This window comes from Pseudomonas sp. AK-TSAG1-1, assembly GCF_056821665.1.
In genome coordinates this window covers 4,368,526-4,391,684 of the sequence record NZ_CM165965.1, presented here as the reverse complement: position 1 = coordinate 4,391,684, position 23,159 = coordinate 4,368,526, and the positions used below count along the sequence as shown (strand labels likewise).

Sequence of the window (23,159 nt, the reverse complement as noted above, 5' to 3'; positions counted from 1 at the left end):
GGGGTGTCTGGTCTGGTCTCTTCGCGAGCAAGCCCGCTCCCACATTGGATCACCCAACTCCTGTGGGAGCGGGCTTGCTCGCGAAGAGGCCTGACAGGCTGCCGGGATTTCAGCCTTGTTCACTCTCATACCGGTCCAGCGTATCCCGCGCAATTTCACGCCCCAGCGCGATCAGTTCCGGCGCCTTGTAGAACTCGAAAAACCGGCACACGCGCTTCGGCACGTTGATCAGAATGTCCGGCGGATAGCCGGCGATCTTGTACTGCGCCAGCGAGGTCTGCATCACCTCGAAACTCTGGTTGATCAGGTCCAGCAGTGACGCCGGCCCGACGTTGTCGATGATGAAAGAACCGGTGGCGGATTTCGGTGCGCCTTCGCGTTCGGGTGCCGCCGCCGGCTGCTGGCTTTCCGGTTCGCTGCCTTCCAGCCAGGGGTTGATGTCCGCCGCTTCCGCGCGCAGGGCTTCCTGCTCAAGCAATAGCAACTGCTCGGCCTGTTTGCGCCGGAACGGCATCTTCGAACCCAGCGAACTGAGCAGGCTGTCGAAGCGCGAGCGAAAGGCTGGCGGACGCTGGATCACCGGCAATTTGTAATGCCGCTGGTTGGTCGCGTTGAGGTTGACCGCGATGATCAGGTCGCAGTGGCTGGACACCACCGGCACGATCGGCAACGGGTTGAGAATGCCACCGTCCACCAGCATCCGGTTGCCTTGCATCACCGGGGTGAACAGGCTGGGAATCGCCGCCGAAGCGCGCATCGCCTGATGCAGACAGCCTTCCTGGAACCAGATTTCCTGCTGGTTGGTGAGGTCGGCGGCGACAGCGGTGTAGGGGATGCGCAGGTCCTCGATGTTGATCTCGCCGACGATCTTGCGGATCTGCCCGAAGACTTTTTCGCCACGGATCGCGCCGAGGCGGAAACTCACGTCCACCAGCCGCAGCACATCCAAATAGTCGAGGGATTCGATCCAGGTGCGGTACTCGTCGAGTTTGCCCGCCGCATAGATCCCGCCGACCACCGCGCCCATCGAACAACCGGCAATGCAGGCAATGTCGTAACCGCGTCTTTCGATCTCCTCAATGACCCCGATATGGGCATAGCCCCGGGCGCCACCGGAGCCCAGCACCAGTGCGACACGCTTTTTCATCTGACTTCCTCCCGACAAGGTTCCACAATGCACCTATCCTGGGGCGGGCGACAATCGGCAGGGTCGTTCGGGGCGGCGGGGGCGTCGTTTTTTCGATACTCCGTGACCACTCGACGCTATCCTTGAGTCACCGCAGATTCATCGGGCGCCAAGGCACTTTTTCCTCGCCGCACCGTCTTAACTGCACGACTGTTGACCTATTTTGAGGTGTAAGTGATGAAAGCCTGGATCTGTGTGCCGTTGATCGCACTGGCATTGGCCGGTTGCGCGGGCAAGACTGCTTATCGTGACAGCTGTGGCACTCAGCTTGATGCGGCGTGGCATGAACTGGACCTGGCCAAGGCCGAAGGTTTCGCCGGTACGGTCAGCTATTCCAAGGCGCTGTCGTTGCTGACGGCCGCCAAGACCCAGCAGCAATTCGAAGGCTTCGAGGGCTGCAGCAATAAGGCCGAGAAAGCCCGTTTCTATATTCGCGAATCCCGCGCCGGCCGCTAAGCTGCTGACTTGACGCAAGGATGCGGCTGCCTTCCCGAGGCAGACTGGTCCTTCAAGCCATTTGAATCAGGAGCAAGTGATGTCTGCGTTGGTGGATCGGTTGGTGGCTCATGTCCTGAGCCTGGAAGTGCGGCTGCTGGCGTGTCAGGCGCGCTTGACCGCGCGCACCGACCCCGAAGCGCTGCATGACTTGCGCACCACGGTGCGGCGCTTGCGCAGCCTGCTGCGGCCATTGCGCGGCTTGCCCGGTGTCGAGCAGCTGGAAGTGGCGGCATCAGCGGTGGGGCAGGTGACCACGCCGTGGCGTGATCGCGAGGTGCTGGCGGCGTATCTGCTCAAGCATGATCAACCGCAAGCGGCGCAGCGACGCATGGCGCAAATGGCCGAGGCCTATCCGGCACTGGCAGCAAGTGCGGAAGTGGCTTCGCTGCTGATCATCCTCGACGCCTTCCCGCGATTCCTGCGTGCGTCTGAACGTCAGGGTCTGCTCAAGGGGCTGGCCACGCGGATCGAAAAACGCCTGCACAAACAATGGAAAAAACTCGACGAGGCCCTGCGCGATCCGGCCCACGATCGGCATCGCTTGCGCTTGTTGATCAAGCGCGTGCGCTATGGCATTGAAGCGTATCCGGAGTTGGATCGCTTGCCTGCGGCGGCGCTGGCGCGATTGAAGTCGGCACAGGGCGCGCTGGGCGACTGGCACGATTGCTGGCAGTGGCTGGCGCGGGCCGAGCAGGAAAGCGATCTGCAACCGTGCGTTGCGACCTGGCAGGCGGGCCTGATCAAGGCTGAAGCCAAGGCGGATCGAGTGCTCGAAAAACTCAGCACTGCCTGCTTCAAATCCTGACCCTCCATAGAACCCCTGTGGGAGCGGGCTTGCTCGCGAAAGCGGAATATCAGTCACCGATGTATCTACTGATCTACTGATTTCGCGAGCAAGTCCGCTCCCACCTTCGAATATCTCCTTGGCCTTAAGGCCTTTCTGTCAGTCCATTTGACCGGAATAGACGCTGCGGCGCTCTGCCATGCTGGTTAAGATCGCTGCATACACTTTTCGCTTTCCGAGGTTGTCATGCGCTTTTCCGATCTGCTCGATGCGGTCCGCCGCGATCCAGAACTGACCGTTCCCGCCGAGTGGGGCCAGGGTCGGGCCAGTTTTGGTGGCCTGGTAGCGGCGCTGCAATATGAAGCCATGCGCGCGAAGGTCCCCGCAGATCGCCCGGTGCGCTCTTTGGCTATTACCTTCGTCGGCCCGGTGGAGCCAGAAGTCCCGGTGCGCTTTGAAGTCGATGTGCTGCGCGAAGGCAAGGCGGTCAGTCAGGTGCTGGGGCGTGCGATGCAGAACGGGCAGGTGGTGACGATCGTGCAAGGCAGCTTTGGTGCTTCCAGACCTTCGGAAGTGGCCGTTGCAGCTTATCCGGCGGCCGAAATGAAACATTGGGATGAATGCCCGGAGCTGCCCTGCATCAAGGGTGTGACCCCGGAGTTCATGCGTCACCTGTCGATGCGCTGGAGTGTCGGCGGCATGCCATTCACCGGCAACAAATCGCGGCAAATGGGCGGTTGGGTGCGGTTGCGTGGAGACGTCAAGGAAGAGCCGGTCAATGAAGCGCATCTGCTGGCGCTAGTGGATGCATGGCCGCCGGCACTGTTGCCGTACCTGAAAAAACCGGCACCGGGCAGCACGTTGACCTGGACCATTGAATTCGTTCAGCCGCTACGCGACTTGAGCACGCTGGACTGGTGCAAATACCTGGCTGACATCGAGTACGCCGCCGACGGCTACGGCCATGTCGCCGCGAAACTGTGGAGCGCGGAAGGAGAGTTGATCGCCATGAGTCGACAGACCGTGACGATTTTTGCATGAGTCAATGCCGACGGTGGCGCTCACGCCAGGCGCGCCACCAGCCGCCGCTGAGGAAAAACCGCGGAAAGGTCAGGAGCTGTTCGACCAGCAAGCGTGACATTGCATCTTTGCGGTCACTGAACGGCTCGGAGGCTTGCGCCTCCAGGCTGTGGCCGTGGCGCTGCAGACCCAGCGCCGCGACGATACCGATCACGCCGATGGCGACGCTGGCCAGGCTCAGGCTGAACACCCCGGACACGATCAACAGAAACGCGACGATGAACAACGGCACGGCAATCAGGTGCAACACCAGATTGGTCGGGTGCTGGTGATTGTTCGGGTACGCGCGCCATTGCCACGCGGGAAGATTGGGGTGACGTTTGCCCATGTTGGTTACTCCTCGATCCATGTTGAACACATGATTGAAGAATAGGCCGGGGCGGGTAGGGCGGCGAATCAAGGTTGGCTATTGCGGTGATAGGCGTCATCGCCGGATTTGATGCTGACCCGGCTGACGCCTTCGCGAGCAAGCCCGCACAGCAGATTTGTGTACGCCGCAGATCCCCTGTGGAAGCGGGCTTGCTCGCGAAGCGGCCGTTAGAGTTTCAACTGACCGATGGCCTTGCTCAACTCTCCGGCCAACGTCGCCAGCTCATTACTGGTGGTCGCCGAATCCACGGTCTGCTGCACCGTGTTCTCGGTCACATCACGAATGCTCACCACTGCCCGATTCATCTCTTCCGCTACCTGACTCTGCTGCTCGGCCGCCACCGCAATCTGGGTGTTGCTCTCACGCATCTGCGCCACGGCGCCGGTGATTTCCGCCAGCGCCTCGCCAGCCTCCTGCGCCTGTTGCACGCAGTCGTCGGCCTTGTACGAACTCTCCTGCATGAAGTCCACCGCATCGCGGGTGCCGGCCTGCAACGCCGAGACCATGGTGGTGATTTCATCGGTGGAGGTCTGCACGCGTTTCGCCAGATTGCGCACCTCGTCGGCGACCACGGCAAAACCGCGGCCCATCTCGCCGGCCCGGGCGGCTTCGATGGCGGCATTCAGTGCCAGCAGATTGGTCTGCTCGGCGATGCTGTGAATCACGCTGACCACGCCGTTGATCTTCTGGCTGTCTTCGGCCAGGCGCTGGATCATCTCGGCGGTCTGCTGCACGCCGCTGGAAAGTCCGGCAATCGATTGCTGCACCCGAATGACCACTTGCTGGCCGCTGCCCGCGAGGCCATCGGCGGTCTGCGACAGATCGCGGGTGGCGCCGGCATGCTGGGCAATGTGATAAACCGTGGCGGTCATTTCGTTGATCGCGGTGGCGGCCTGATCGGTTTCGCTCTGCTGGCCGAGCATGCCGTGGCGCACCTCGTTCATGCTCGCCGCCAGGCGTGCAGCACCGACATCGAGTTGCCGCGCAGTGTTGGCGACCGTCGTGACCACGCGCTGATAACCGGCCTGCATCGCGTTGAACGCATTGGCCATCTGTCCGACTTCATCCTTGCAGGCCAACGGTACGCGGGCCGAGAGGTCGCCGCTTTTCTCGACATGCAGCATCACGTCCTTCAGCGTGTTGAGCTGGCTGAGCAGGAAGCGGATCAGCAACTGCGACGCGCAGAGCATCGCGAACATCAGGATGAACACCGCCACCGCGTAGTTGGCAAAACGCTCGCTGAACACTTGCGCCAGGCTTGGACCATAGGCGATGACTGCGACCTGTTGGCCATCGGCGCGGCTGAATACTTCAGCGCCCATCAATGGGTTGTCGCCGAACAGCGGCAGGTGATTGATTGCGTTCCAGCCGTTGCTGTCGCTGATTTCCAGTACGGGTTGATCGTTGAGGCGCGGCGCTTCCCCGCGTTTGAAGGTCAGCACCTGGTCAGCCTTGGGCAAGGCCTGTCCGGTCGGCCAGGCCTTGAGCAATTGTGCCTGGGCCTGAGCGGATGCTTGTGAGGCGTGGCTGCGGGCCTGTTGCTCCAGTTGCACGGCGTACAGCACCAGCAGCAGGGTGGTGACAAAGGCGACCGCGTTGACCGCCCAGAATTTGTATTTCAGCGAGATATTGCTAAGCCAGGCACCCATGGAGGTCTTCTCTGATAGCGGAAACAGTTTCGGCAAGGTGCCAGCATTGTGCCGCTACGCAGATATAGACGTCTTGATATGAGTCAACAGACCGCACTCTCCCCTGTGGGAGCGAGCCTGCTCGCGAAGAGGCCGTGTCAGTCGACATCGTTGCTGTCTGAACCATTGCTTTCGCGAGCAGGCTCGCTCCCACAGAGAAATTCTGGGGTGTCAGGGGAGGGTGGGCAGGTTGAAGAACGCACGGGCGCACGCCGTGGTGTGTGCCGCCAGGTCGTCCTCGCTCTCGCCGCGATGCAGCGCTACCTCGCGCAGTACTTCGCTCAGATACGCCGGCTCATTGCGGCCGTTTTTCGGCTTCGGTCGCAGAGTGCGCGGCAGCAGGTACGGCGCGTCGCTTTCGAGCATCAGCCGTCCGCGCTTGATCTCCTTGACCAGCGGGTGCAGATGGGTGCCCCGGCGCTCGTCGCAGATCCAGCCGGTGATGCCGATGTGCAGGTCCAGATCCAGATAGCTGAACAGGGCTTTTTGTTCGCCGGTAAAGCAGTGCACCACGGCAGCGGGCAACTGATCGCGGAAGTCCCGGAGCATTTCCAGCAGGCGCTGACTGGCATCACGCTCGTGCAGGAACACCGGCAGTTGCAGTTCTGCGGCCAGTGCCAGGTGTTCTTCCAGCACTTTTTCCTGTTGCGGGCGCGGCGAGAAATCGCGGTTGAAATCCAGCCCGCATTCACCCACGGCGACCACGTTTTGCTCTTGCAGCAGGCTGCGCAAACGACGTGCGCTGTCAGCGTTCCAATCACTGGCCGAATGCGGGTGAATGCCGGCGGTGGCGAACAGTCGTTGCCCGCTGTCATCCAGTTGCCGGCACAGTTCCAGCGCCTGCTCGCTACCCTCGACGCTGGTGCCGGTCAGCACCAGTTGGCAGACCCCGGCGGCGTAGGCGCGGTCGAGCACGGCCTGATGTTTTTCGGCGAAACTTGGGTTGGTCAGGTTGACGCCGATATCGATGAGTTGCATGGTTCTACCTCGGGCCGAAGGCCGGAAAGCATACCAGAGCTGTAGATTTATAAGAAAAGCCAAGAACTACAAAGAGTTATAGCTGTCTTTTGATGCCGTGACGCAGCCCGGGTTGGCAGAGGTGCCATCACTGTGCCAGTCTCTCGCACTTTGCCAGCGCTCATAGGCGCTCTGTTTTCGTCGGTGTTTTTGACCGTTCAGCGGTAAAAACACCCTGTATTCTTTCCGGAGAGTGGATGCATCGTCCCTCGGTTTTGCTCCTGTTGTGTGCGTCGCTGCTGCTGCCGATAACGGCGGTTGCGCGCTTGCCCGGGCCACTGCAAGCCGTGCCGGCCGCCAAGGTCCGAGACCTGTCGGAGATCCGTAGCAGCCGCGTGCTGCGAGTGCTGGTCAACCAGAGCCGCAACAGCTCCGGTGAAGTTCAGGGCCAGGCCATCGGTGTCGAATACCACCGCCTGCGCGCCTTCGAGCAATACCTCAATGGCCACGCCCGCGATGGCCAGGAAATCACCCTCAAGATCATTCCCAAAGCCAAGGATCAACTGCTCGGTGCCTTGCAGCGCGGCGAAGGTGACGTGGTAGCGCCTGGAGAACTGCTTGATCTGCAGCCGGGCCACGCGGTTGCCAGCAGCGAGCCGATTGCCCGCAATGTGCCGTTGGTGCTGGTCGGCATCAAGGGCGAGCGCCGTTACACCAAGGTCGAACAGCTGTCCGGCAAAACCCTGGCCTTGCCGACCGGCAGCGCGGCGGGGGAGGCGGTCAGCCAGCTCAATCAGAAACTCGCGTTGCACAAACTGGCGCCGATCAAGATCGAGTGGGTCGACCCCACCCTGGCTGTCGAAGACGTACTGGAGATGGTGCAGGGCGGGATATTTCACCTGACCATCGTCGAGCAACCCATCGCCGAGCGCTGGGGCAAAATCCTGCCCAGGTTGCGTTTCGATCGCCAGTTGATGATCAGCGAGCCGGGCGAGGAATACTGGTTCGTGCGCCGCGATGCCTCGATGTTGCGGGCGAGCATCGATCGCTTCCTGGTCGGCTACAAGAAGCCCTCGAACGAAGACGCAGAGTTTCTGCGGATCTATCGGCGCCTTTATCAAGTGCACTATCCGTTGGCCAAGGCTGACCGCCAGCGTCTGGAAAAACTGCGTCCGACCCTGCAAAAACACGCCGACGCGCAAAACATGGACTGGCTGAATCTGGCGGCGCTGGCGTTCAAGGAATCAGCCCTGCAACCGAGCGCCCGCAGCGGCAGTGGCCCGACCGGGTTGATGCAGATCACTCCGTCCGCGGCGCAACGGGTCGGCGTGAACAATATCCAGAATCTCGATGCGAATGTGCAGGCCGGGGCCAAGTACCTGGCGATGATCCGCCGCAAGTTTTTCAACAGTCCGAAACTCAATGAACGCGAGCGCATGGCGTTCACCCTGGCGGCCTACAACATCGGCCCGGAGCGCGTGCAAGGCATGCGTGCCGAGGCGCGGCGACGTGGGTTGAACCCCAATCAGTGGTTCTTCCAGGTCGAGCGCATCGCAATGGAGCAGGTCGGCATGGGGGCCGTCAGCTATGTTAATAGCGTGAACAAGTACTACTTGGCGTTCGACCGGGAGCGAGAATCGCTGGAGCCCCGGGGACAGAAAGTTGCCTCACGCAAATGATCTAATAATCTGATTGTTATGGCGGAATTATTGCGCTTTTAACATGAAATTAACTGATTAATATAGCGGCCAATCCCAACACACTTCTCGCAAAACAAGGAATGCCCCATGAGCTCTCTGATCAACAAGGTTCTGTTCACTCGCGCCGGTTACGGCCTGACCATTCTGCGCATCGCCGTCGGCGTGATCTTCGCCGCACACGGTTCGCAAAAGCTCTTCGGTCTGTTCGGTGGCTACGGTCTGGCGGGCACCGCGCAGTACATGGACAGCGTTGGTCTGCACCCGGGTTATCTGATGGCCACGCTGGCCGGCGGTACCGAGTTCTTCGCCGGTCTGGCGTTGATCATCGGCCTGCTGGTGCGTCCGGCGGCGCTGGGGCTGACCTTCCTGTCGCTGGTGGCGATCTTCACCGTTCACATCAGCAACGGCCTGTTCATGGCCAACAACGGTTACGAGTTCGCCCTGGCGCTGCTTGGTGGCAGCCTCGCGGTGATGATCGAAGGCGCCGGCAAGCTGTCGGTGGATCGCGCCATCGCCGGTTGAGCGCTCTGAATCAAGCAAAAGGCCCGCATTGTGCGGGCCTTTTTTGTTGTGGTTGATTCTTGACACTCGTCGGTCACGTTCTCTAGGATGTTGCTCATGCGCCGATTTAAACAGCTACTTGCGGGGCGCCAGGTGACTCAGAGAGTTGCCGTCAGAAGCCGGAACAGGGCTTCGAAATACCGCTAAAGCGCTGGTTCGGTGTTGCCTCTCACCTGCCATGCAGACTTTTGAGGCAGAGACACGACACGATGAATGCACTACGCCCTCCAGCACGTCCCGCGCCGATCACGGCACATATCACTCAGCGCAACCCGAAAATTCTGCTTGGCGGCAAACATCAGCCGACGCTGTTGCGTTATCTCGATGGTTGGCCACGTCGCAGCGGTGGTCCTGCCGCGTTCCTGATCCAGTTTGTCGAAGACGGCGAGTCCCTGGCACGCTTTGCCAGTGACAGTTTCGATCTGGCAGTGATTCAGGCGCCGAGCGCTGAAGACGCTCCGGAAATGATCAAGCAACTGACCCGCGTTGCGCGTCAGGGGTTGATCACTCGTCGCTGAAACGCGTTACGGATAATCGATCGCCACGATATAGACACACTGCTCACCGGTTGGCGTCTGTACCCGAACTTCGGCGTCCAGCGCCTTGCCGATCAAGGCGCGGGCCAGCGGTGAGTCGATGCTGATCAAGCCCAGTTTCAGATCCAGTTCATCCGGGCCGACAATGCGGTAGCGCGATTGCTTGCCGTCTTCGTCCTCGATGGTCACCCAGGCGCCGAAGTAGACCTTGTTCGGATCGCTGGGTTTTTCGCTGACGACCTTCAAGGCTTCGAGACGCTTGGTGAGAAAACGCACGCGGCTGTCGATTTCGCGCAGCATCTTTTTGCCGTAGGTGTACTCGGCGTTTTCCGAACGATCCCCCTGAGCCGCCGCCTCGCTGACCGATTGCGTCACCTGCGGGCGACGCACATGCCACAGCTCATGGAATTCAGCGCGCATCCGCGCTTCACCTTCTGGGGTGATCAACGCGGTGCCGGCGGTGCGGGGAGGGCGATAACGGCTCATGGCAACTTCTTGTGGTGACGAAGGCTGGAGTCTATCAACCCTCGCGCAAGACTGTCAGCGGACTCGCATTCAGTGCCCGACGCGTGCCGAACACACCGGCACCGCCAATCAGTGCGGCGCCAATCAATGGCAGCACCAGCAGGCACGGATGCGGATGCCACGGCAGATCGAACGCATAGCGATACAACACCAGGCTCACCACCTCCGAGCCGATGGCCGCGAGCAGCCCGCTGACCGCACCGAGCAAGCCGAACTCGATGCGCCGGGCCTTGACCAGCAACTGCCGTTCCGCGCCCAGCGCTCGCAACAGTGCGCCTTGGCGAATGCGTTCATCCAGCGTCGCCTGCAAGCCGGAGAACAGCACCGCCATCCCCGCTGCCAACACGAACAACAACACATACTCCACCGCCAGGGTGACCTGGGCGAGGATGCTGCGCAGTTGTTCGAGCAGGGCTTCGACCTGAAGAATGGTCACCGCCGGAAACGCTCGCGATAAATCGACGATCTGCTGATCGTGACCGGGTGCCAGGTAGAAACTGGTCAGATAGGTCGCCGGCAGATCCTTCAGCGTACCGGGCTGGAAGATCATGAAGAAGTTCGGCTGAAAATTGTCCCAGTTGATCTCGCGCAGGCTGGTGACTTTCGCTTCGCGATTGACGCCGCCGACGCTGAACACCAGGTGATCGCCCAGCTTGAGCTTGAGGCTTTCGGCGACCTTGCCTTCCACCGACACGCCCGGTACGTCATCCGAGGGTTGCGCGGTCCACCAAGTGCCGGCGGTAAGCTTGTTGCCGGCCGGCAGATCGGCGGCCCAGGTCAGACTCAGATCACGCTGAACCGCGCGGTCGCCGGCCGAATCCTTGCTGACGATTTGCTGCACTGGCTCGCCATTGATGCTGACCAGTCGTCCTGGCACCACCGGGTACAGCGGCGCCGCTTGTGCGGAGACGCCGACCAGATGTTCAGTGAAGGCCTGTTTGTCCGCCGGCAGGATGTTCAAGGCGAAATAGTTCGGGGCGTTTTTCGGCAACTGGTTTTGCCAGGTGTCGAGCAGTTCGCCGCGCAGCAGGGCGATCAGCGCCATCGACAGCAGGATCAGACCGAACGCCAGTGATTGTCCAGCGGCCGCCAGTGGATGGCGTAGTAACTGGCCCAGCCCCAGACGCCAAGGCAGCGAGGCTCGCGCCAACAGACGACGCAGGCTGTTCAGCAGTAACAGCAGCAACCCGCCGAGGATCACCGCCGCCACGACACCGCCACCGAGCAGGGCGAAGGTCAGCAATAAATCGAGACTCAGGCGCCACATGATCAGACCGAGTGCGCCCAGTGCTGCGCCATAGACCATCCAGGTGCTCGACGGAATCGGCAGCATGTCGCGGCGCAGCACCCGCAGCGGTGGCACTCGACCCAGCGCGGCAAGCGGCGGCAGGGCGAACCCGGCGAGCGCCACCAGACCGGTACCGATCCCGGCCATCGCTGGAAACAGCCCACCCGGCGGTACATCCGCCGGCAGCAAGTCATGCAGCAGGGCAAACAGCCCCAGTTGAGCCAGCCAGCCGAGCACCGCACCACTGAGGGCGGCGCCCAGGCCCAGTACCGTCAGTTGAATACTGAACAACAGCATGGTTTCCCGACGCGACAAGCCAAGGCAGCGCAGGAGGGCACTGGCATCGAAGCGGCGACTGGCAAAACGGTTCGCCGACAGCGCCACGGCCACACCGGCCAACAGCACCGCGACCAGACTGGCCATGTTCAGGTAGCGCTCGGCCTTGCCCAGCGCACCGCCGATCTGTCGGTTACCGTCGCGGGCATCCTGAATCCGCTGGTTGGCGGCCAGTCCCGGTTTGATCAGCTGTCGGTAGGTTTCCAGTGCCTGCGGTTCGCCGCGCCATAACTCGCGATAGCTGACCCGGCTGCCCGGTTGCACCACACCCGTGGCGGCGAGGTCATCAAGGTTGATCATCACCCGAGGCGTGAGGCTGTAGAAGTTGCCCGCACGATCCGGCTCGTAGGTCAGCACGCGGGTCAGCTTCAGGGTTTTCATGCCGACGTCGATGCTGTCGCCGATCTTCAGATCCAGCGCGGTCAACAGTCGTGCTTCGACCCACGCTTCGCCGGGTTGCGGCTCGCCTCCGGAGGTTTCTGCGGCAAATGGAGCGGGGGCACTTTTCAGTTCGCCGCGCAGTGGGTATGCGCGGTCGACTGCTTTGATGCTCGATAACTGAATGCCATTGTCGGTGGCGATGACGCTGGAAAACTCCACCACCTGGGCATGAATCAAGCGCAGTTCGGTGCCGCTGCGGATCTGTTCGTCACGGGCCGGTGAGCTGCCTTCAAGCACCAGGTCGGCGCCAAGGAACTCGGTGGCGCGCAGCATCATCGCGCCGTTGAGGCGGGCGCCGAAATAGCCGATGGCGGTACTTGCCGCCACCGCGACGACCAGCGCGAAGAACAGCACGCGCAATTCACCGGCGCGGGCATCGCGTAGCAACTGGCGGATAGCGAGGCTGAACAGACGCAACAGCGGCAGACGTGCCATCAAGGCTCCAGAGGGGCGACCAGCAGCCCGGCTTCAAGTCGGATCAGGCGCCGGCAGCGATGGGCCAGGCGTTCATCGTGGGTCACCAGCACCAGCGTGGTGCCGCGCTCCATATTCAGCTCGAACAGCAAGTCACTGATGCGCTCGCCGGTATGGCTGTCGAGGTTGCCGGTGGGTTCGTCGGCGAACAGCACGTCCGGTTCGGCGGCGAAGGCCCGGGCAATCGCCACGCGTTGTTGTTCGCCGCCGGAGAGCTGGCGTGGCGAGTGCGTCAGGCGCTGGCCAAGACCGACCCGTTGCAGCAATTCGGTGGCGCGTTCGCGGGCGTCTTTGCGGCCATCGAGTTCCAGCGGCAGCATGACGTTTTCCAGTGCGTTGAGGCTGTCGAGCAACTGGAAGGATTGAAAGACGAAACCTACGTGCTCGGCGCGGATACGCGCGCGCTGGTCTTCGTCGAGATTGCTCAGGGCTTGCCCGGCGAGGATGACTTCGCCGCTGCTCGGCAGGTCGAGGCCGGCCAGCAGGCCGAGCAGGGTGGATTTGCCGGAACCGGACGCGCCGACGATGGCCAGGCTGTCGCCCTTGTTCAGTTCCAGGCTGAGTTCGTGCAGGATAGTCAGTTCACCTTCCGCGCTGGGAACCACTTTGCTGAGGTTCTTCGCGGTGAGAATGCTTGCGCCCATGGAGAATCCGATGCGTGTGTGGTTTTTGAGTGCTGGCCTGGCCTTGATGTGCATGGCCCAGAACGCAGCGGCGGGTACTGTCCTGATCGTTGGCGATAGTATCAGCGCCGGTTTCGGACTGGATACCCGCCTGGGATGGGTATCGCTGCTCGAGCAACGGCTCAAACAGGAAGGTTTTGACGACAAAGTGGTCAATGCCTCCATCAGCGGCGACACCAGTGCCGGAGGCCAGGCGCGCCTGCCGGCGCTGCTTGCAGAGCACAAGCCGGAACTGGTGATTCTCGAATTGGGTGGCAATGACGGCCTGCGCGGAATGCCGCCAACGCAATTGCAACAAAACCTTGCGGCGATGATCGACGGCTCGCGCCAGAGCGGCGCCAAGGTGCTGTTGCTCGGCATGCAACTGCCGCCCAATTACGGCAAGCGTTACACCGATGCTTTCGCCGAGGTTTACGGCAAACTCGCCGACGAGAAAAAGATCCCGTTGGTGCCGTTTTTCCTCGATGGTATCGGTGGCCATCCCGATCTGATGCAGGCCGATGGTCTGCACCCGGCAGTCGGGGCTCAGGGCAAGTTGCTGGAAAATGTCTGGCCGACGCTAAAACCGCTGTTATGAGGCTTTTCTAGTGGCAGGCTTTCGGCTAATGTGGCGCCCCCTTATTTGGAGCCCCCGATGTCGCGTTCTGCCTGGTCCCTGTTTGCCTACCAACTGATCGAGCCTGACGAACAGCTGGATCTGTTCGCCTGCCAGGAAGTGCGGGTGCATCTGGTGACCCGTCAACTCGAACTCGGTGGCTCGGCCGACCGGACGTTGTGTGGCAGCTTGCTGCCGGCGCAGCCGCGCTGGTCGAGTGTCGATCGCCGGGTGTTTCAGGATCAGCGCCTGTGCTCGTTGTGCCGGGCGATCCTTGAGTCGCAGAAGCGCGGTACCTCGCCGATCTGGCCTGAGTTGCGTTTCGAGCTCTGACCTTGTGGGAGCGGGCTTGCTCGCGAATGCGGTGTTTCATTCAACGAATGCTTTGCCTGACACACCGCTTTCGCGAGCAAGCCCGCTCCCACCCAAAGCACCTTGTCGCCTGCTGCAGGGTGGTCTCCCCGAATTCCCGAGGCGCGGTGTACAATCGCGCTCTTATACCCTTGTTGATCATGCGAAGGATTTTCCGGATGTTGCCGCGCTTTCCTGCCGTCACCCGCTGCCTGTCACTTGCCGCCCTGTGTGTGGCCGGTCCCGTTGCTGCATTGGAGTTTCCCCTGCCACCACCCGGTGAGGACATCATCGGCCAGGTGCAGGTGATCAAGGCCAAGTACGAAGATACCTTCGCTGACCTGGGCACCACCTACGATCTGGGCTATTCGGAAATGGTCGCGGCCAACCCGGGCGTCGATGCCTGGCTGCCGGGCGCCGGCACTGAAATCGTCCTGCCGACGCGGTTCATCCTGCCGCCGGGTCCGCGCGAAGGCATCGTGATCAACCTCGCCGAATACCGCCTCTACTACTACCCGAAAGGCCGGAACGTGGTGTACACCTTCCCGTTGGGTATCGGTCGTGAAGGCTGGGGTTCGCCGATCGCTCACACCACTATCACCGCGAAAACGCCGAACCCGACCTGGACCCCTCCAGCGTCGATCAAGGCCGAGCACGCCGCCGATGGTGATCCGCTGCCGAACGTGGTGCCGGCCGGTCCTGACAACCCGCTGGGGCCGTTCAAGTTCAGCCTCGGCACACCCGGCTACCTGATCCACGGTTCGAACAAGAAATTCGGCATCGGCATGCGCACCAGCCACGGCTGCTTCCGCATGTTCAACAACAACGTGCTGGAAATGGCCAGCATGGTGCCGGTCGGTACCTCGGTGCGCATTCTCAACGACGCGTACAAGTTCGGTCGCAGTGGTGGCAAGGTCTACCTGGAAGCACACACGCCGATCGACGACAAGGGCAACCCGTCGGTGGTTGACAAGCACACTGCGGTGATCAACGCGATGCTCAAGCGTGAAGATATCGCCAACAACGTGCGGGTAAACTGGGACGTTGTGCGCGATGTAGTGGCGGCTGAAGACGGTCTGCCAACCGAAATCGGTACGCCGGGTGCGGCGGCGCCGATGGTTTCGAACACGCCGATCGATCTGCAACAGTAAGGTCGATCCGGACCCGCCGGCGTGTGCAGCGTCGGCGGGTTTTTTATTGCCCGGACAAAAGCATCAGGCACAAAAAAGCCGACCCAGAAACTGGGTCGGCTTGATAACAATCCCGAGGGATTATTACTTGCGGCTAGCTTTGTCCAGCATACGCAGAGCACGCTCGTTAGCTTCGTCAGCAGTCTGTTGTGCTTTTTGAGCAGCAGCCAGAGCTTCATCAGCTTTACGGTATGCTTCGTCTGCACGAGCTTGAGCGCGAGCAGCTGCGTCTTCAGTAGCGGTCAGACGTGCTTCGGTTTCTTTCGATGCGCTGCTGCAACCGGTAGCCAGAACTGCGGCCAGAGCCAGAGCAGAGAATTTCAGAACGTTGTTCATCGTGTTCCCCTTCAAGGACTTTCAATTAAGTGGCTTTCTCCTCCGATTGAGGAAATAGCCGGCGTACATACTACCCATTACTTGTAGTAAGTAAACTGACGTAGCGCAAGAAGCAAAAAAAATTGTAGGCGTTGATTCTTTTTCGAGCAACTTTTAACTGGACTGTTTAAAAAATATCCAGCTACAAGCCCCGGCTTGAGCGAGTTATTGAGAAAAAGTTCCCGTTGCCCGGTGCAGTTTTTGCCGTCTTGCACCAAGTCTGTCTAGATGAATTCGTCTACACTTTTGTTCCGATTTTGCATGATGCCTCACCTATCTTTGTCTCTCTTGAGGTGACTTTAAACAAGACGCTACGTCTTAAGTCTCGACATTCGGCAATGTTCAGGTGAGCGCTTCGGGAAGATCTTCCCCACGCCTGCCACTACGCCCATCGATGTCACCCGGTCAATGAGCATGATGACGAGCGCACCTTGAGCATTTTCGCCAATGGTGCCTACTATTTATCACGTGCTCGGTTGTGCGAGATCGGTGTGGCTCTTCTCGGTGTTCATCAGGCACGGGGTGGCGTAGATGTTCCTTCGCCGGAAAAACATCGGTAAGGTAGGGGTCAGAATTCAAGACCCGCGAGGAGTAGTGATGAGCGAGGCGTTGTCCATCCACCATGACCAGGCTGGTCATCAGTTCGAGACCAATGTGGACGGTCATCGTGCCTACCTGACCTATATGGATCTGGGGAAACAGACCCTGGATATCTATCGCACTTTCGTGCCCAACGCGCTGCGTGGCCGGGGCATTGCGGCTGCGCTGACTGAAAGCGCGCTGCAATACGCCGAGGAAATGGGCTACACGGTGATACCGTCGTGCTCCTACGTCGAGCGCTACATGGAGCGCCATCAGAAGCGCGCCGCGAAAATCTGACAAACCCTACACACAAAAACGCCGGGCTGAGCCCGGCGTTTTTTTATGCCTGCGAAACGCTGATCAGCTGCGCTGACGTTTCGGCAGAACATCCTTGAGTTTGGCGTGCATGCTGCGCAGGGTGTTCTCGGTGGCAGCCCAATCGATGCAGGCGTCGGTGATCGACACGCCGTATTGCAGGTCGGCGAGGTCTTTCGGGATCGCCTGGCAGCCCCAGTTCAGGTGACTCTCGACCATCAGACCGATGATCGACTGATTGCCTTCGAGGATCTGGTTGGCGACGTTCTCCATCACCAGCGGTTGCAGGGCCGGATCCTTGTTGGAGTTGGCGTGGCTGCAATCGACCATGATGTTCGGCTTGATCTTCGCCTTGTTCAGCGCCTGCTCGCAGAGGGCGACGCTGACCGAATCGTAGTTCGGCTTGCCGTTGCCGCCACGCAGCACCACGTGACCGTAGGCGTTGCCCTTGGTGGTGACGATCGACACGCCACCTTCCTGGTTGATCCCCAGGAAGCGGTGCGGGCTGGAGACCGACTGCAAGGCATTGATCGCCACGGTCAGGCCGCCATCGGTGCCGTTCTTGAAGCCGACGGCCGAGGACAGGCCGGAAGCCATTTCACGGTGAGTCTGCGATTCGGTGGTGCGCGCGCCGATCGCCGACCAGCTGATCAGGTCCTGCAGATACTGCGGGGAGATCGGGTCGAGGGCTTCGGTGGCGGTCGGCAGGCCTTTTTCGGCCAGGTCCAGCAGCAACTGGCGACCGATGTGCAGGCCGTCCTGAATCTTGAACGAGTCGTCGAGGTACGGATCGTTGATCAGACCTTTCCAGCCGACGGTGGTCCGTGGCTTCTCGAAATACACGCGCATGACCAGATACAGGGTATCGGAGACTTCCGTCGCCAGTTCCTTGAGGCGGTCAGCGTATTCGTGGGCAGCCTTGATGTCGTGGATCGAGCACGGGCCGATCACTACGAACAGACGGTGGTCGGTGCCATCAAGAATGTTGCGAATGACTTCGCGGCCCTTGGTGACGGTGCGCAGGGCAGCGTCGCTCAGAGGGATATCACGCTTGAGCTGATCGGGAGTGATCAGGGTCTCGTTAGAGGCGACGTTTAGGTCGTTGATCGGTAAATCAGCCATCGTTTACTCGTCAGGTCACGGGTGCCGGCCGCCAGCGATCCCCGCGCGGCGGAGCACAGCAGATTTAAGCGCGTCGGGGAGCCGAACCTTAGCGCGTCAGACGCGGCTCGACAATGGGCAAACGCCGCTTTAATCCAGCACTGGCTGGGCAAAAGCCTTGCGAACGCTGTCGTGAGAGAACTCGTCGGCGTGTTGTTCGACCCATTGCAGCGCCAGCGCCTGAATATCCTGCAGGTCGTCGTGGGCCTCGTTCATGCGGCAATAGCGTTCGATCTGGCACACCTGTTCGCCCATTCGGGCGCTGAACAGCGTCTGCTCATCGGTGAACGCGATCCCCACCAGATAGCCCTTTTTACGCCGCAGGCACCACGCCACATAGCCTGGGTAACAAATGTCGGAGTTGAGCGTCGGCATGCGTACTTGCAGTGCGGTGCCGTGGCGCCAGGCGCGGTGATAATTGCAAGCGATCCCGCCGAGGCTGATAGTGTGCAGCTGTTGCCTGGAAATGCACTCGGGCTTGAGTAGCGTTAATTCGACAGGCACTTCGTCCGGATGAGGAATGAAACGTCCCATGAGCACAGACTCCCTGTGTCGGCCATTTGACATTGTTTCACCCAGTATAGTGGTCGAATCGCAGCTGACCGATTTTGACGCCGACCAGCGGCTGCTGGCGATGAGCGGTGTTTCACTGGTGATTTTCACCAGTGTCGGCTGCTCCAGCTGCCGCTTTGCCAGGGAGGTGTTGCCCGGGTTCGAGCTGGCGGTCGATCGCCTGTGCTGGATCGATGCTGGCGACAATGGCGGGTTGGTGGAGCGCTATCAGGTCTTTCATTTGCCGGCGCTGTTTGTAGTGCGCGACGGTGAGTTCTTTGGGGCATTGCACACGCGCCTGACAGCCGACGCGCTGAACGCGGCAGTGGCGCAGGCGCTGGGTCGAATTGCAGAGGAGTTGCCATGATGGGAGAGGTCAGCAAACCGGTGGTGGGGATTATCGGCACCGGCGCGATTGGGGGATTCTACGGTTTGATGCTGGCGCGAGCCGGTTGCGATGTGCACTTCTTACTGCGCAGTGAATTCGCCGCAGTGGCCGAACGTGGTTTGCAGGTGGACAGTGCCGTTCATGGCACGCTGACGCTGAACCCGGTGCAGGCCTATGCGAAGGCCGAGGACATGCCGGCCTGCGACTGGCTGCTGGTGGGCGCCAAGACCACCAGCAGCGCCGGGCTGGCCCCGGCGATCATCGCTGCGGCCAAACCCGGTGCGAAAGTGCTGGTGCTGCAAAACGGCCTCGATGTCGAAGACAGCTTGCGCGAGTTGCTGCCAGATTCCCTGCATCTGCTCGGCGGTCTGTGCCTGATCTGCGTGCATCGCGAAGGCCCCGGGCACATTACTCATCAGGCTCTGGGGGCGGTGAACGTCGGTTACCACAGCGGCCCGGCGGCGGACGACGCAGGGCGCATGGCGATCGTCGAGGAGGGCTCCGGGCTGTTCCGTGCTGCCGGCATCGATTCACAGGCGATGCCCAATCTGCATCAGGCGCGCTGGCAGAAACTGGTCTGGAATATTCCCTACAACGGCCTCTCGGTGTTGCTCGGTGCCAGTACCTCGCCGCTGATGGCTGATGCCGACAGTCGCGCGCTGATCCAGGCCTTGATGGCCGAAGTGGTGCAGGGCGCCAGGGCCTGTGGTCACGACATGCCGCCCGGTTACGCCGAGTACCTGTTCATGATGACCGAGAAAATGCCCGACTATTGGCCGAGCATGTACCACGATTTTCTGCACAAGCGGCCGCTGGAGCTGGAAGCGATTTATGCCCGGCCATTGGCGGCAGCCAAGGCGGCAGGGTGTGAACTGCCGCGTATTGAAGCGCTGTATCGCACGTTGAGTTTCATCGACCGACGCAACACCTGAGTCGGTTTTTCGGGAAGTGGGGGAAGGCATGGCCAAGAACATCGATGACAAGCTGGTGCTGGCGATTTCGTCTCGCGCCTTGTTCGACCTGAGCGAGAGTCACAAGGTCTACCTGTCGAGCGGCGTCGAAGCCTACCGGCAATATCAGATCGAGCACGAAGACGAGATTCTCGCCCCCGGCGATGCCTTTCCCCTGGTGGAAAAACTTCTCAGCCTCAACAGTCGCCTCGACCGCGCCCGGGTCGAGGTGATTCTGGTCTCGCGTAACAGTGCCGACACCGGTCTGCGCGCGTTCAATTCGATCCATCACTATGGGCTGGACATCTCTCGGGCGGCATTCGTCGGCGGGCGCAGTCCGTATCCGTACCTCAAAGCCTTTGGCTGTGATCTGTTTCTGTCCACGCACGCCGAAGATGTACGCGCCGCGCTGGACGCCGGATTTGCTGCCGCGACAATTCTGTCCGGTGGCGCCAGTCGTGCTGCCAGTGAGGAGTTGCGCATTGCCTTCGATGGCGACGCGGTGCTGTTCTCCGATGAGTCCGAGCGCATTTATCAGTCCGGCGGGCTGGAGGCGTTTCAGGCCAAGGAGCGTGAGGCGGCGCGCGAGCCATTGCGCGGCGGGCCGTTCAAAGGCTTCCTGGCGGCGCTCAATGCGCTGCAGCGCGAGTTCCCCGAGGACGATTGCCCGATTCGCACGGCGCTGGTGACCGCACGTTCGGCGCCGGCCCACGAGCGGGTGATCCGCACCTTGCGCGAGTGGGACATCCGTCTCGACGAGTCGTTGTTCCTCGGCGGGCTGACCAAATCGGCGTTTCTCGAAGCCTTTGCTGCCGATGTGTTTTTCGACGATCAGGCCGGCCACTGCGAGCTCGCCCGCGAAGTGGTCGCCACCGGCCACGTGCCGCACGGCATCAGCAACGAACCGTCGATCTAAAGCCCCTGTGCTTCAAGACGTTGCGTCGCACGTCGTACTCGCCTGGGCACTGCTAAGCTGAATCAAATCTCCGCCATGTTGGCACGCGAGGAGGTCATATGATTCGTTCGATGCTGTATGCCACTGACCTCGGTCTGTACGCACCGTTAGTGATGCAGCATGCCCTGGCGTTGGCGCGAACATTCAATGCCGACTTGTATGTGGTGCATGCGGTGGAGCCTATGGGGTTGTTTGCCGAGTCGGTGTTGCAAAGCTATCTCGACGAGCAGGCATTGAACGAATTCCACAGTCAGGGTCTGAAAACTGTCATCGCCAATATCGAACAGCGGGTGCTCGACAGTTTTCGCGAAGAGCTGGGGGACGAGGGCGAGCAGGATCTGCAGCGGATTCGCGCGGTTCGGGTGCTGCAGGGCGATCCGGCGCAGGTGATTCTCGACCAGGTGCAAAAGCTCTCGGTGGATTTGCTGATCGTCGGCACGCATAGCCACGGTGTGGGGGTGGAAACGCCGTTGGGGCGCACGGCCACGCGAGTCCTGCAATTGGCCAAGGTGCCGGTTTATCTGGTGCCGTTGGTGGAGCGTCGGCGTCGGGGGGATCGCTGAAGCGGTAATAATGGCGTTTTGATAAAAAAGTTCTAGATTTATTCATCAAACCATTAATATAGTTATATACCGTCGCTGATGCCCGTGGCGTCTACCTGCTTTGAGGGATACATATGAAGCTTCAACAATTGCGCTACATCTGGGAAGTGGCGCACCACGACCTCAACGTTTCCGCTACAGCCCAAAGCCTTTACACCTCGCAACCGGGTATCAGTAAACAGATCCGCCTGCTGGAAGACGAACTTGGCGTTGAAGTGTTCGCCCGCAGCGGCAAGCACCTGACCCGCGTCACGCCGGCCGGCGAGCGTATCATCACCACCGCTGGCGAGATTCTGCGCAAAGTTGAAAGCATCAAACAGATTGCCCAGGAATTCTCCAACGAGAAGAAAGGTACCCTGTCGATCGCCACCACCCACACCCAGGCGCGTTATGCACTGCCGCCGGTGATCAGCAATTTCATCAAGCAATACCCGGACGTGGCGCTGCACATGCACCAGGGGTCGCCGATGCAGATCGCCGAAATGGCCGCTGACGGCACCGTTGATTTCGCCATTGCCACCGAAGCGCTCGAGCTGTTCGGTGACCTGGTGATGATGCCGTGCTACCGCTGGAACCGCTGCGTGGTGGTGCCGCAGGGGCACCCGCTGACCAAGCTGCCGAAGCTGACCCTTGAAGCGCTGGCCGAATACCCGATCGTGACGTACGTGTTCGGTTTCACCGGCCGTTCGAAACTTGACGAGGCCTTCAGCCATCGTGGCCTGACGCCGAAAGTGGTGTTCACCGCTGCCGACGCCGACGTGATCAAAACCTACGTGCGCCTGGGCCTGGGTGTGGGCATCGTGGCCAAGATGGCTGTCGACACCAAACTGGACAACGACCTGGTGGTGTTGGATGCCAGCGAGCTGTTCGAGTCGAGTATCACCAAGATCGGTTTCCGTCGCGGCACGTTCCTGCGTGGTTTCATGTGCGACTTCATCGAGAAGTTCGCTCCGCACCTGACCCGTGAAGTGATGGCCAAAGCCATTCAGTGCCACAACAAGCAGGAGCTGGAAGAGCTGTTCGACGGCGTCGAACTGCCGGTCCACTAAGAACCTGCCTCAGAGCACCTCGGTGACAGCGAACTGTTGCCGGGTGCCCGCCACCAGAATCTCCACCTCGTCACCCTCGAACTTGCCCAGCAGGCTTTTACCCAGCGGTGAGCGCGGGGTGATGACGGTAATCGGCTGACCCACCACATCGACTTTCAGGCCTGCCGCATCCGGCGCCAGAAACAGCCATTGCTCGCGACCCTTTTCGTCTTCCAGACCGAGCAGGGCGCCGATCTCGATGCCGCGATTTTCATCGTAGGCGCGCAGCGCCAGGTTCTGGCACAGCGCCAGCGACTGGCGGATTTCCTCGACCCGTTTCGCCTGACCCGCCGCCAGATAAGACGCCTCAAGCCCGAGCGTGTCGTATTTGTTCTCGGCGATGTTCTCTTCGTGGGTCGCGGTTTCGTAAGCGGTCTGCGCGGCACGCTCGGCGATGTCGAGGTCGACGCGCAGTTTGTCGAGGATCAGTTGGTGGACGGTGTGCTTGTTCATGATCAATCGCAGAATTGCAAAACGTTGGCGCGGCTCTTTTCGCTCGGCGCGGTCTGGTCCTGTTGCAGCCAGAACTGGCATTTCGCATTCGACTGGTTGCGACTGCTACCGCGAGCCTGATCCAGACGTGCCTGCTGTTCGTTCTTGCGCAGGTTCTCTTCGTACTGCTCGAACAGCGGGCTCTGTGGCGGAATGTCCGGTTGTACCTGGACGGCCGCTGGCGGCTTGGCCAGCTGCTGCACCGCCTGAGCGACAGGCGCCAGTTGTTCGGTGAACATGAAACGCGAGAGCAGCCAGCAGGTCAGGGCGATGGCCAGAAAGCCCAGCCACATGCCCAGGGCAATACTGCCGGTCAGTTGCAGCGCGCTAAGCTGAACAGGCAACGGACGACGTGGGTTGGGACGATAGGGCATGGCTGCCTCCTGGCGGATGATTGCGGGCAAGTGGCGATTGTCGCACGAAGATTAATCGCCGTCGGCTCTTCTGCGCGACGTC

At 60.8% G+C, this 23,159-nt stretch carries 27 protein-coding genes; 15 read left to right on the top strand and 12 right to left on the bottom strand.

The window, feature by feature from the left end:
* Positions 1-109: 109 nt before the first annotated feature.
* Positions 110-1,147, bottom strand: a complete 1,038-nt coding sequence (locus tag AC1UK9_RS19755) for a patatin-like phospholipase family protein (RefSeq protein WP_025113116.1) — start codon at positions 1,145-1,147, stop codon at positions 110-112.
* A gap of 216 nt (positions 1,148-1,363) precedes the next feature.
* Here AC1UK9_RS19755 and AC1UK9_RS19750 point away from each other — a divergent pair, with 216 nt between their 5' ends.
* The 3 genes from AC1UK9_RS19750 (at position 1,364) to AC1UK9_RS19740 (ending at position 3,509) form a co-directional block, all read left to right on the top strand.
* Positions 1,364-1,642, top strand: coding sequence for a hypothetical protein (locus tag AC1UK9_RS19750; protein ID WP_025113117.1), 279 nt, complete (start codon positions 1,364-1,366; stop codon positions 1,640-1,642).
* Positions 1,643-1,721: 79 nt separating this feature from the next.
* On the top strand, positions 1,722-2,489 hold the full coding sequence (locus tag AC1UK9_RS19745) for a CHAD domain-containing protein (protein WP_482578334.1): 768 nt from the start codon (positions 1,722-1,724) through the stop codon (positions 2,487-2,489).
* 225 nt (positions 2,490-2,714) lie between these two features.
* Positions 2,715-3,509, top strand: a complete 795-nt coding sequence (locus tag AC1UK9_RS19740; protein WP_482578333.1) for an acyl-CoA thioesterase — start codon at positions 2,715-2,717, stop codon at positions 3,507-3,509.
* A gap of 1 nt (position 3,510) precedes the next feature.
* Here the strand turns inward: AC1UK9_RS19740 and AC1UK9_RS19735 are convergent, their stop codons facing one another.
* The 3 genes from AC1UK9_RS19735 to AC1UK9_RS19725 form a co-directional block, all read right to left on the bottom strand.
* Complete coding sequence (locus tag AC1UK9_RS19735) at positions 3,511-3,876, bottom strand: Mpo1-like protein (RefSeq protein ID WP_482578332.1); 366 nt, start codon at positions 3,874-3,876, stop codon at positions 3,511-3,513.
* 209 nt (positions 3,877-4,085) lie between these two features.
* Positions 4,086-5,567 carry a methyl-accepting chemotaxis protein gene (locus tag AC1UK9_RS19730; protein WP_482578331.1) on the bottom strand — a complete coding sequence of 494 codons (1,482 nt, stop codon included), beginning with the start codon at positions 5,565-5,567 and terminating at the stop codon, positions 4,086-4,088.
* A 210-nt stretch (positions 5,568-5,777) separates the two neighbouring features.
* The gene (locus AC1UK9_RS19725) at positions 5,778-6,584 is read right to left on the bottom strand and encodes a TatD family hydrolase (RefSeq protein WP_482578330.1); all 807 of its coding nucleotides are present in this window, start codon (positions 6,582-6,584) and stop codon (positions 5,778-5,780) included.
* Between the two features lie 236 nt (positions 6,585-6,820).
* Between AC1UK9_RS19725 and AC1UK9_RS19720 the strand changes: the two genes are divergently transcribed.
* From AC1UK9_RS19720 to AC1UK9_RS19710, 3 genes are all read left to right on the top strand, one after another.
* The gene (locus tag AC1UK9_RS19720; protein WP_025113123.1) at positions 6,821-8,242 is read left to right on the top strand and encodes an MltF family protein; all 1,422 of its coding nucleotides are present in this window, start codon (positions 6,821-6,823) and stop codon (positions 8,240-8,242) included.
* A gap of 108 nt (positions 8,243-8,350) precedes the next feature.
* On the top strand, positions 8,351-8,785 hold the full coding sequence (locus tag AC1UK9_RS19715; protein WP_025113124.1) for a DoxX family protein: 435 nt from the start codon (positions 8,351-8,353) through the stop codon (positions 8,783-8,785).
* Positions 8,786-9,033: 248 nt separating this feature from the next.
* Entirely contained in the window at positions 9,034-9,342 is a 309-nt protein-coding gene (locus AC1UK9_RS19710; protein WP_003226820.1) for a hypothetical protein, read from the top strand.
* 6 nt (positions 9,343-9,348) lie between these two features.
* Here AC1UK9_RS19710 and greB read toward each other — a convergent pair whose 3' ends face one another.
* From greB to AC1UK9_RS19695, 3 genes are read right to left on the bottom strand one after another with little or no spacing between them, the layout of a single operon-like run.
* On the bottom strand, positions 9,349-9,846 hold the full coding sequence (gene greB / locus AC1UK9_RS19705) for a transcription elongation factor GreB (RefSeq protein WP_025113125.1): 498 nt from the start codon (positions 9,844-9,846) through the stop codon (positions 9,349-9,351).
* Between the two features lie 34 nt (positions 9,847-9,880).
* Positions 9,881-12,385 carry an ABC transporter permease gene (locus AC1UK9_RS19700; protein ID WP_482578329.1) on the bottom strand — a complete coding sequence of 835 codons (2,505 nt, stop codon included), beginning with the start codon at positions 12,383-12,385 and terminating at the stop codon, positions 9,881-9,883.
* Positions 12,385-13,068 (bottom strand): ABC transporter ATP-binding protein, encoded by a 684-nt coding sequence (locus AC1UK9_RS19695; RefSeq protein WP_025113127.1) that lies wholly within the window; start codon positions 13,066-13,068, stop codon positions 12,385-12,387. Before AC1UK9_RS19695 ends, AC1UK9_RS19700 begins: the two co-directional genes overlap by 1 nt.
* A 10-nt stretch (positions 13,069-13,078) precedes the next feature.
* Here AC1UK9_RS19695 and AC1UK9_RS19690 point away from each other — a divergent pair, with 10 nt between their 5' ends.
* From AC1UK9_RS19690 to AC1UK9_RS19680, 3 genes are all read left to right on the top strand, one after another.
* Positions 13,079-13,684, top strand: coding sequence for an arylesterase (locus tag AC1UK9_RS19690; RefSeq protein WP_473013186.1), 606 nt, complete (start codon positions 13,079-13,081; stop codon positions 13,682-13,684).
* A 57-nt stretch (positions 13,685-13,741) separates the two neighbouring features.
* Positions 13,742-14,035 (top strand): hypothetical protein, encoded by a 294-nt coding sequence (locus AC1UK9_RS19685; RefSeq protein ID WP_007908575.1) that lies wholly within the window; start codon positions 13,742-13,744, stop codon positions 14,033-14,035.
* Between the two features lie 197 nt (positions 14,036-14,232).
* Complete coding sequence (locus AC1UK9_RS19680) at positions 14,233-15,204, top strand: L,D-transpeptidase family protein (protein WP_025113129.1); 972 nt, start codon at positions 14,233-14,235, stop codon at positions 15,202-15,204.
* Between the two features lie 123 nt (positions 15,205-15,327).
* Here AC1UK9_RS19680 and oprI read toward each other — a convergent pair whose 3' ends face one another.
* Complete coding sequence (oprI, locus tag AC1UK9_RS19675) at positions 15,328-15,579, bottom strand: outer membrane lipoprotei OprI (RefSeq protein ID WP_025113130.1); 252 nt, start codon at positions 15,577-15,579, stop codon at positions 15,328-15,330.
* 636 nt (positions 15,580-16,215) lie between these two features.
* Between oprI and AC1UK9_RS19670 the strand changes: the two genes are divergently transcribed.
* On the top strand, positions 16,216-16,497 hold the full coding sequence (locus AC1UK9_RS19670; RefSeq protein WP_025113131.1) for a GNAT family N-acetyltransferase: 282 nt from the start codon (positions 16,216-16,218) through the stop codon (positions 16,495-16,497).
* A gap of 63 nt (positions 16,498-16,560) precedes the next feature.
* On the opposite strand, the gene AC1UK9_RS19665 is transcribed toward AC1UK9_RS19670, so the two are convergent.
* Together AC1UK9_RS19665 and AC1UK9_RS19660 are read right to left on the bottom strand one after the other, a co-directional pair.
* On the bottom strand, positions 16,561-17,637 hold the full coding sequence (locus AC1UK9_RS19665) for a 3-deoxy-7-phosphoheptulonate synthase (protein WP_482578328.1): 1,077 nt from the start codon (positions 17,635-17,637) through the stop codon (positions 16,561-16,563).
* Between the two features lie 129 nt (positions 17,638-17,766).
* Positions 17,767-18,210 (bottom strand): PilZ domain-containing protein, encoded by a 444-nt coding sequence (locus AC1UK9_RS19660; RefSeq protein WP_025113133.1) that lies wholly within the window; start codon positions 18,208-18,210, stop codon positions 17,767-17,769.
* On the opposite strand from AC1UK9_RS19660, the gene AC1UK9_RS19655 reads away from it, so the two are divergent.
* The 5 genes from AC1UK9_RS19655 (at position 18,209) to cysB (ending at position 22,172) form a co-directional block, all read left to right on the top strand.
* On the top strand, positions 18,209-18,595 hold the full coding sequence (locus tag AC1UK9_RS19655) for a thioredoxin family protein (RefSeq protein ID WP_473013184.1): 387 nt from the start codon (positions 18,209-18,211) through the stop codon (positions 18,593-18,595). The two genes, AC1UK9_RS19660 and AC1UK9_RS19655, sit on opposite strands and share 2 nt — an antisense overlap.
* Positions 18,592-19,548, top strand: coding sequence for a putative 2-dehydropantoate 2-reductase (locus tag AC1UK9_RS19650; RefSeq protein ID WP_473013183.1), 957 nt, complete (start codon positions 18,592-18,594; stop codon positions 19,546-19,548). The genes AC1UK9_RS19655 and AC1UK9_RS19650 overlap by 4 nt, the downstream gene beginning before the upstream one ends.
* A gap of 28 nt (positions 19,549-19,576) precedes the next feature.
* Positions 19,577-20,482, top strand: a complete 906-nt coding sequence (locus AC1UK9_RS19645; protein WP_482578327.1) for a 5'-nucleotidase — start codon at positions 19,577-19,579, stop codon at positions 20,480-20,482.
* 98 nt (positions 20,483-20,580) lie between these two features.
* A complete protein-coding gene (locus AC1UK9_RS19640) occupies positions 20,581-21,084 on the top strand; it encodes a universal stress protein (RefSeq protein WP_025113137.1) in 504 nt (167 codons plus the stop codon).
* Positions 21,085-21,197: 113 nt separating this feature from the next.
* Positions 21,198-22,172, top strand: coding sequence for an HTH-type transcriptional regulator CysB (cysB, locus tag AC1UK9_RS19635; RefSeq protein ID WP_007908591.1), 975 nt, complete (start codon positions 21,198-21,200; stop codon positions 22,170-22,172).
* A gap of 9 nt (positions 22,173-22,181) precedes the next feature.
* Here the strand turns inward: cysB and AC1UK9_RS19630 are convergent, their stop codons facing one another.
* Positions 22,182-22,664 carry a GreA/GreB family elongation factor gene (locus tag AC1UK9_RS19630; RefSeq protein ID WP_025113138.1) on the bottom strand — a complete coding sequence of 161 codons (483 nt, stop codon included), beginning with the start codon at positions 22,662-22,664 and terminating at the stop codon, positions 22,182-22,184.
* A 2-nt stretch (positions 22,665-22,666) separates the two neighbouring features.
* Positions 22,667-23,077, bottom strand: coding sequence for a hypothetical protein (locus AC1UK9_RS19625; RefSeq protein ID WP_025113139.1), 411 nt, complete (start codon positions 23,075-23,077; stop codon positions 22,667-22,669).
* Positions 23,078-23,159: the final 82 nt, after the last annotated feature.